The organism is Pyxidicoccus fallax (assembly GCF_012933655.1).
GTDB classification, from domain to species: Bacteria; Myxococcota; Myxococcia; order Myxococcales; family Myxococcaceae; genus Myxococcus; species Myxococcus fallax.
Window position 1 is genome coordinate 1 of the sequence record NZ_JABBJJ010000468.1, and the last position, 8,070, is coordinate 8,070.

The window sequence follows — 8,070 nt, forward strand, 5'->3', positions numbered from 1 at the left end:
GGCCTCGGCGGGGGCGCGGGCGGCAGGGCCTCCGGCGGCAGCACCGCCATGGGGACCTCGCGCGTCATCGTGGCCGGCCGGAGCGCGGGCTCGGGCGTGGACGGACGCTGCGGGGGCTCGGAGGCCGGGCGGACGTAGGCCTCCGGACGCACCTCCACCGAGGACGCGCTCTCGGGAGCCTGCGGCTGCTGGCGGGCGGCGCGGGCGCGGGCCTCCTCCTCCAGCGCCTCGATGGGGAAGGCGGGGCGGGTGGACTCGTCCACCATGACGCCGGGGCGCGTCTCACCGTCGCTCACCGGGCCGCCGCCCTCGCGGCTGCGCGGGGTGGGATGGAAGGAGAGCGCCTCCACGGGGCCATCCAGGCGGATGGTCTTCGGCGGCAGCAGCGGCTGCATCGCCGGGCGCGGCGCCGGGCCACCCTCCTCCGCCGGCGCCTCGGCCGCGGCCATGCGCGGCACCTCCTTGAGGGTCGCCAGCAGCCGGCGCTCGGACTGGAAGTCCGCGGCGAACAGCTCGCGCATGAAGCGGCTGACGCTCTCCGGGCCCGCGCTCGGGTCGATTTCCATCAGGCACGCCTGCAGGCGCCCGCGGAACTCCTCGGCCGTCTGGAAGCGCTGCGCCGGGTCCACCGCCAGCGCCTTGGACACCAGCGCCGTCACCGCGCGTGGCGTGAGCGGCTCCACCTCGTCCAGCGGCGGAATCCTCGGATTCGCCACCACGGACATCAGCTCGCCGGGGTGGATGCTGTCGAAGGGGTTCTTCCCGGCGATGAGCTCGTAGAGCGTCAGCCCCACGGCGTACAGGTCGCTGCGGCGGTCCACCGGCTGGTGCTTCGCCTGCTCCGGCGACATGTAGAGGAACTTGCCGAGGATGATGCTCGGGTTCGTCTTCGCCGCCGACAGCCGGCTCTTGGCGAGCCCGAAGTCGATGACCTTCACCTCCCCCTCGTAGGAGATGAGGATGTTCTGCGGCGAGATGTCCCGGTGGACGAGCTTCAGGTCCTCCCCGTCGTCATCCTTCTTCCGGTGCGCGTAGGCGAGCGCGTCCAGCACCCGGCCCATGACGTGGAGGATGAACGTCAGCGGCAGCGGCACCTGCCTGTCGCGCACCCGCGCCGCCACCTTGCGCAGGTCCTTGCCGTCCACGTGCTCGAGGGCCATGTAGGCCTCGCCCTCGTGCAGCCCCATGTCCAGCACCTGGGCGATGGAGCCATGGCTCAGGCGGACGAGCGTGCGCGCCTCGCCCACGAAGCGCTCGACGAAGTCGGTGTCCTCCGCGAGCTGCGGAAGGATTTTCTTGATGACGCACAGCTTCTCGAAGCCCTGCGCGCCCTCCAGCCGCGCCAGGTAGATTTCCCCCATGCCGCCCGTCGCCAGGTGCGACAGGAGCGTGTACCGGCCAAACGGCTGGGGCCGGAAGGGTCTCAGCCGCGCGGGTTGGGTCGAGGCATTCATGCGGTGGGGGAAGGCACCACGGTGGGCGGGGAGGGGCATTGAACCCCGTCCGGGCCTGTTCCATCAACCCGTCAACCGGCCGCGGGTGGGGGTCAGCGCAGCCCGGGGTTGGTGAGCGCGCCTACATCCTCCTCGATGACTTCGAAGGCGGCCATCCGGTCCTTGGGGGGCCTGAGCAGCCGCTCCCCCAGGGGTTGGACGTCGAAGCGGGCCCCCACGGAGGCCAGCACCTTGCCGGTGATGAGCACCTGCCCCGGGTTGCCGGTGGCCGCCAGCCAGCCGGCCACCCCCACCCCGTCGCCCACCGCCGTGTAGTCCGAGCGGACGTCGTTGCCGATCATCCCCACCAGCGCCCGGGTGGTGTGCAGGGCGATGCGCAAATCACAGCGCTCGTCCAGGGGGCGCCGGCTCATGGCCCGCTCCCAGTCCGCGCGCAGCGCCAGCGCGGCGCGCACCGCCCGCACCGAGTCCTCGCCCTTGGCGAAGGGCACGCCGAAGAGGGCGCGCAGGGAGTCGCCCTGGAAGCCCTGCACCGTCGCCTCGAAGCTGAAGACGATGCCGCTCATGCGCGAGTGGAAGTCGTTGAGCACCTGGGTGGCCCTCGCCGCGCCCAGCTTCGCGGCCAGGGTGGGGAAGCCAGTCAGTTCCACATGCAACACGGTGACGTTGCGCTCCTCCAGCCCGGGCAGCCGGCCGCCGTTGCGCTGGGCCTCGGCCGCGCGGCGCTCGGCCACCTCCGGGGGGTGGAAGCGCTCGAGCGTGCGCCGCAGCCGCTCCGCCGCGGGCGAGCCGTCACGCGGGGCGAACTTCTGCACGCCGGTGGCCACCAGGTGCGCCACGGCGGTGCACGCGTCCAGCATCACCTCCACGCTGGTGTCGCCCTTGGCGGCGGTGTTGACGTAGAGGACGCCGGCGAAGGGCGGCTCGGAGCCGATGGGGATGCACAGCACCCGGTCCACGCCGTACATGATGACGCTCTCGCGGCCGGCGAAGCGGCGGTCGTCGCGCACGTCGCCCACGGCGAGCGCGCGGCCCTGCTTCAGGGCCTCCTCGACGATGGCGTCCGAGACGGGCACCTCGCCCTTGGCCAGCTTGCCGCGGTGGCGCACGGCGGCGGGCACGAGCGCGCCCGAGGAGTGCTTGAGGAGCACCACGGCGGTGGTGGCGTCCGTGCGCTCCAGCACCCGGTCCATGGTGACGTCGAGGAAGGAGGACAGCGTGGCGGCGGTGGCCAGCGCCTCGGCGGTGCGGAACAACAGCACCAGCGTCTCCTGGCCCACGCGCGGGGTGGCGGTGGGCACCGGTGACGAGGACATGAAGCTGTCGTCGAAGGAGACGGGCCCCACGTTGTCGAGCAGGCGCAGCACGTCCGCGTCCTTCACGTTCTTCGCGAGGAGGACGGCCGGGCCCACGTCCTGCCCGTGGCCGAAGCGCACCACCCCGCCCGCGCCCAGGTCCACCATCTCCGTGGCCGCGTTCTCCACGGTGTTGGGCTGGCGCACGGAGAGCGTGTTCTCCCCCAGCGCCACCGTGTCCCCGGGAGACAACTGCCGGGAGCCCTGCAGCGCCGCGCCGTTGACGCGGCTGCCGTTGCGGCTGCCCAGGTCCTCGATGCGCAGCACGTCACCCTCGACGTACAAGCGCGCGTGACGGCGCGAGACGAGGTCCCCGCCGAGGACGATGTCGTTCTCGTCCGCTCGGCCGAGGCTCGTCACGCCCTCGGGCAGATCGTAGGACGTGTCGAAGTAACCGGGCCCGTTGATGATGATCTGCCACATCGAATGCCCGACCTTACACGACTCTCCCGAGTCTTGAGAGTGGGTGACTTGCACTCTCAAGCGACGTGGGCGATCCGGACTCCCGGTAGGGCCCCAACACCGCGTTATGACTGGGAGTGCGTGCGCGGGGCCCCTCGGGCCGGGTCAGCGGGGGCGGTGGATGAAGACGGAGTCTCCGGCCCGCACCGCCGGGAAGGTGGCGAGCGGGCGTGTCGCCGGCCCGGTGAGCACCCGGCCGTCCTGCCCGAAGCGCGAGCCGTGACAGGGGCACTCCAGCACGCCGTCCGCCGGCAGCCACCCCACGGCGCAGTCGCCATGGGTGCAGATGCGCCAGAGCGCCGCGTAGCAGCCGGGCGCGGTGTGCACCAGCACCACGTCCAGCAGCGCCTGGGGGATGCGGACCTCGGCCTGCCCGCCCGGCTCCCGCAGCGCGGGGTGGTCGGCGAGGCGGACCTCCACCCAGCCCTCCTCGGGAGTGCCCGGCGTGGGCGCCCCCGAGCAGGCCTCGTCCGGCGCGCCGGCATCCGGCGCGTCGAGCACCACGGCCTCCCGCCACTCCCCGCCGCACCCGGCCCCGAGCGTGGCCAGGGCACAGGTGCCGCACAGCAGGGTGTGGAGCGCGGCGCGCCGGTCCACCTCCTGCACGGGCGGGGAAGGCGGGAGCCGCTTCACGGCGAGGCCCCCGGGAGGGGCTCGCCATTCACCACGGCGACGGCGTCCAGGTCGAAGCCGCCGGACGTGCCGCCGTAGCCATTGGCGCCGCTGTCGGTGATGCGAATGTAACGGGCGCGTGACAGCCCCACGGTGGCCAGGTCGAAGCCGTCACCACCGGCCACGGCGGGGTCCGTGGCGCTGACGCCGTTGGCGGGGTTGGCCTGCACGGTGCGGACGCCCGCGCAGCCCGGGTAGCCGGCGTCGGCATCCTGGGCGGCGCAGGGGAAGTCGCGCCACGTGGTGCCGTCCTCGCTGACGGCCACCCGGCCCGTCTCGGAGAAGGTGCGGCCGCCCGGCTGGGCGAAGGCGTTCTCGAAGACGAGCAGGTCCACGCCGGGCCCGTCCACCACCCCCACGTCCGTGAAGCGCAGGGTGATGGAGCCCTCGCGGCCCAGCGAGAGCACGTCGAGCGAGCCGTTGTCGGGGCCCACGCCTGAAGGAGGCCCGAGCACCACGCCCGGGAAGCGGTCCTGCCCGAAGCCGGCGCCGTCGCCGGGCGTGAAGGCGACCACCTCGTCGGCGTACGGGTCCGACGGGCGGGGTGTGCCGCCATCGGTGCCCGCGTCGGTGCCGGCGTCGGTGCCACTGTCCGCGCCGGGCATGTTCGTGCCGGCGTCCACCGGGGGCGTGGTGGGGCCCTCCTCCTCGTCACCACAGGCGGCGAGGGACAGGAGCGCGGCGAGCGCCGCGCCCCAGGGACGAAGGCTGGAGCGAAGCGGGCTCATCGCGCCTGCTGGATGCGAACGAGGCGGCGGCCGTTCTTGTCTTCCAGGCCCACCAGCAGGTCCGTGCCCAGGTTCGACATCAGCACCACGGAGGTGCACTGGGTGGCGTCGTAGCTGAGCACCGGCACCCGGTCACCGATGGCGACATCACTGATGCCAATGGTGAGCGCGTAGCGCGACACGTCCGTGGAGACGAACTGGAAGGACGCGTTGAAGGCTCCGCGGTTGAACGCCACGCCGTCGCCGAAGCCCACCGCGCTGTTGAAGTTGCTGCCCACCTCGATCTTCGGCTGGTTCGCCAGCTCGATGGGCGTGCTGGCGGAGATGGCCTGGCTCATGGCCGCCGGAGCCACCGCGTGGGCCAGGTTGACGTCGGTGTAGTAGCCCAGCACCGTGATGCCGTTGGCCGCCACGGCGGTGTAGCCACTGAAGACGTCCGCGGGGAAGTTGGCCACCTTCACGGGGTTGAACCGGTCCCCGGAGGCCACCAGCGCATAGATGCCCAGGCCACCGTCCGCCGAGCCGAGCCCGCCACCGTTGACGAGGAGCGTGCTCGTCTCGCCAGAGGTGAAGATGGCGGCAGTGCTGTTCTTCGGCGCGGAGATGTGAGTCGAGGCCGAGGGGGTGGCGATGTCATGCACGAGAATGGAGCCCAGCGCCTCCATGCCCACGGTGTACCCGGCGAAGAGCCGCTTGCCGTCGTTGACGAGATAGTTGTTGGGGAACACGGCGTCGGTGCCATTCCGGTCCGCCTCCGTGACGAGATCGTAGACCTTCGTGGCGGAGGCCTGGAGCTGCGGCCACGTCCCCATCGAGACGAGCGCCGCGTCCTTGCCGGTGCCCCTGTTCAGCGCGTAGAGCGAGTACGTGGGGCCGGGCGTGGCCGCCACCGCGGTGATGCCCGCCGGCAGCGGAGCCGACTCGCCGGCCTGGAAGCCCGCCCCGAGCGTCAGCGTGCCCAGCTTCGCGTCATGCGTGGCGGTGTCGCACGGGTTCGTCCCGGCGTCAGTGCCCGCGTCCGTCCCGGCATCCGTTCCGGCGTCGGTCCCCGGGTTCGTCCCGGCGTCCGTCCCCGCATCGCTGCCCGGCCCGGGCTCCCCTTCGATGGGCTCGGTCTCGCACTTCTCGTCGCGGCACACCCACTGCTCTCCGGCGGGAGGCTGGCCGTTGTCGTTGCGGCAGTCGAAGGCGTCCACGCACTCCTCGCCGCAGCCCGTGGAGGTCAGGGCCAGCAGGAGCGTGGCCACGGCGAGGGCCGCGGGCTTCGTCCAGGGTGCTGCGCGCTTCAGGTCGGCGGTCTTCATCGGCGTCCTGCTTCCTCTCCGCCCCCGACGGGCGGGCTGTGGGCCTCGGGCGAGGAGTGGGGACGAAGGCGGCCCGGCGCGGGCGCACGGGGTGGGACGCCTCCGTCGCCTCCCCTCGGAGGCTTCGGTGATGTCCGTGCGAAAGGGCACGGGTCTTCGGCAGGTCTTCGGACTCGCAGGCGCGGGAGCCTGGAGGGCACCCACCTACTGGCCATCACTTCCCAGCCCGGAAGGGGCCAGTGCGCTTCGACGGCGTTCGTTCCTGCTCACCGCTGCGGGGCAGTCCCGGACTCACACCGGGTTCCCTTGAGCCCCCGTGGAATCACGAGGGCACCGAGGACGCGCGGGGCTTATGGCGGGTGGCCAACGTTGTCAATGCACCACAAGTGTGCGGCCGCGTCAGGGGCCCGCTCGTGGACACCCCGTCACACCTTCCCGAGGCCCACCCGCCGCCGCAGCAGGACGAGGAACAGCGGCCCTCCGAGCAGCGCGGTGACGACGCCCACGGGCAGGTCCTGGTTGAACAGGGGAAAGGCCAGCCGCGCGAGCAGGTCCGACAGCATGAGGAAGGACGCGCCGCCCAGCGCGGACAGCGGCACCAGCAGCCGCTGGTCCGGGCCGAAAGCCAGCCGCAGCAGGTGCGGGACGATGAGGCCCACGAAGCCGATGAGCCCCGTGAGGGCCACCGCGCCGGCCACGCTGACGCTGGAGGCCAGCAGGAGCCAGCGGCGGGTGGCGGCCACGGGCACGCCCAGCGACGTCGCGTCGTCATCTCCGAGCGACAGGAGGTTGAGCCGCCCGGACAGCGCCCACATGACGCCGACGGCCATGAGTTGGAGGAGCGCGGAGAGGACCAGGGTGCTGACGCGCTCGAAGCTCAGCGCGCCCACGAGCCAGTGGAGGATTTCGCCGAGCCGGTCCGGCGCGGACATCACCTTCACGAGGGTGATGGCGGCGGACGCGAAGGAGTTGAAGATGACGCCGGTGAGGAGCGCGGCGTAGGGGGCGCGGCCGGCGGCGCCCCGGCTGGCGGAGAGGACGAAGAGGATGGAGGCGCCCGCGCCGAGGAAGGCGAACAGCGCGGGCGCGGACAGGCGGGACAGCGCTCCACCGAGCCCCGGCGCGACCTCGCCCACGGTGGCCAGGCCCACGGCGAGCGCCAGCGTGGCACCGAGCGCCGCGCCACCGGACACACCGAGCACGAACGGGTCCGCGAGCGGGTTGCGTAGCAGCCCCTGGAGCGTGGTGCCCGACGCGGCGAGGCCCGCGCCGACGATGGCACCGAGCAGCGCGCGGGGCAGGCGCAGCTCCCAGAAGATGACCGCGTCGGAGGACGTGGGGTCGGTGAGCGCGGCGATGAGGGAGATGGACTGCTCGCCGAAGCGCGCGGCCAGGGCGAAGGAGATGAACGCGAGCGCGAGGAAGGCGCCGAGGAGTGCCAACGCCCGGGACGCACGGAAGCCGGACGTGCCTCCGGACCGCGTGGGAGATTCCACGCTCGTCACGGCACGTCCCTCCCCTCGTCCCAGCCAGGAAGCGGACGGGGATGCACGTGACCGCGCACGATGCGAGCGCCCGACCTGCTCACCGCTTGGGCCGCATGAGGACGTAGCGCCGGGTGCTGCCGTCGACCTCGACGGTGGCGACGACCTGCCATCCCTCCGCGCCGAGCTGCTGGAGCTGCGCGAGGTCCACCTCCGGGTCCTCCCGGCGCAGGAACGTGTACTCCACGGCCTGCACGGGCGCGGGCGCCGGAGGAGGCGCGGGCGCCGCGGCGGGAGCGGGAGTCTCTGCGGCGGGCGCGGCCTTGCGGGTGGAGGCCGGAGAGCGGGCCGGCGTCGTGGTGGACGGAGTCCGCGCCGTCCCCGCGTCGGAGCGGGCGGGCGTGGGAGCCGAGTCCTGCGCACGGGCGGAGCAAGGCCACAGGAAGGCACTCGGGGCGCAAAGCACCAGGCCCGAAGCGACGAGGAGTGACGGCAGACGGCGGAGCATGGGGGAGCACTCCAGGGGGGAGACAGGCACGCATCTACTCCGGTCCCCGCCGCCCCGGAAGCCCTCCAAGCGCCGTCCGTCCGGAAAGGCCACCCGAACGCCC

General features: G+C 72.9%; 7 protein-coding genes and 1 riboswitch. All 7 genes read right to left on the reverse strand.

The window, feature by feature from the left end; all coding sequences use genetic code 11:
• Positions 1-1,361, reverse strand: a 1,361-nt coding sequence (locus HG543_RS49065; protein WP_246357851.1) for a serine/threonine-protein kinase, incomplete at its 3' end; no start/stop codon positions are given.
• 185 nt (positions 1,362-1,546) lie between these two features.
• Entirely contained in the window at positions 1,547-3,232 is a 1,686-nt protein-coding gene (locus HG543_RS49070; RefSeq protein ID WP_169351883.1) for an adenylate/guanylate cyclase domain-containing protein, read from the reverse strand.
• A 144-nt stretch (positions 3,233-3,376) separates the two neighbouring features.
• Complete coding sequence (locus HG543_RS49075) at positions 3,377-3,904, reverse strand: QcrA and Rieske domain-containing protein (protein WP_343073636.1); 528 nt, start codon at positions 3,902-3,904, stop codon at positions 3,377-3,379.
• Positions 3,901-4,671, reverse strand: a complete 771-nt coding sequence (locus HG543_RS49080) for a cell surface protein (protein WP_169351884.1) — start codon at positions 4,669-4,671, stop codon at positions 3,901-3,903. Before HG543_RS49080 ends, HG543_RS49075 begins: the two co-directional genes overlap by 4 nt.
• Positions 4,668-5,975, reverse strand: a complete 1,308-nt coding sequence (locus HG543_RS49085; RefSeq protein WP_169351885.1) for a hypothetical protein — start codon at positions 5,973-5,975, stop codon at positions 4,668-4,670. Before HG543_RS49085 ends, HG543_RS49080 begins: the two co-directional genes overlap by 4 nt.
• Positions 5,976-6,116: 141 nt before the next feature.
• Positions 6,117-6,328, reverse strand: a riboswitch (cobalamin riboswitch).
• Positions 6,329-6,400: 72 nt separating this feature from the next.
• A complete protein-coding gene (locus HG543_RS49090) occupies positions 6,401-7,471 on the reverse strand; it encodes a FecCD family ABC transporter permease (RefSeq protein WP_343073637.1) in 1,071 nt (356 codons plus the stop codon).
• 88 nt (positions 7,472-7,559) lie between these two features.
• Positions 7,560-7,967 carry a hypothetical protein gene (locus tag HG543_RS54805; protein ID WP_211194703.1) on the reverse strand — a complete coding sequence of 136 codons (408 nt, stop codon included), beginning with the start codon at positions 7,965-7,967 and terminating at the stop codon, positions 7,560-7,562.
• Between the last annotated feature and the right edge of the window lie 103 nt (positions 7,968-8,070).

What these genes read in the sequence shown, in the direction of transcription:
- HG543_RS54805 (WP_211194703.1), bottom strand. Translation starts at nt 7,967, where the DNA reads ATGCTCCGCCGTCTGCCGTCACTCCTCGTCGCTTCGGGCCTGGTGCTT.
- HG543_RS49085 (WP_169351885.1), bottom strand. Translation starts at nt 5,975, where the DNA reads ATGAAGACCGCCGACCTGAAGCGCGCAGCACCCTGGACGAAGCCCGCG.
- HG543_RS49080 (WP_169351884.1), bottom strand. Translation starts at nt 4,671, where the DNA reads ATGAGCCCGCTTCGCTCCAGCCTTCGTCCCTGGGGCGCGGCGCTCGCC.
- HG543_RS49070 (WP_169351883.1), bottom strand. Translation starts at nt 3,232, where the DNA reads ATGTGGCAGATCATCATCAACGGGCCCGGTTACTTCGACACGTCCTAC.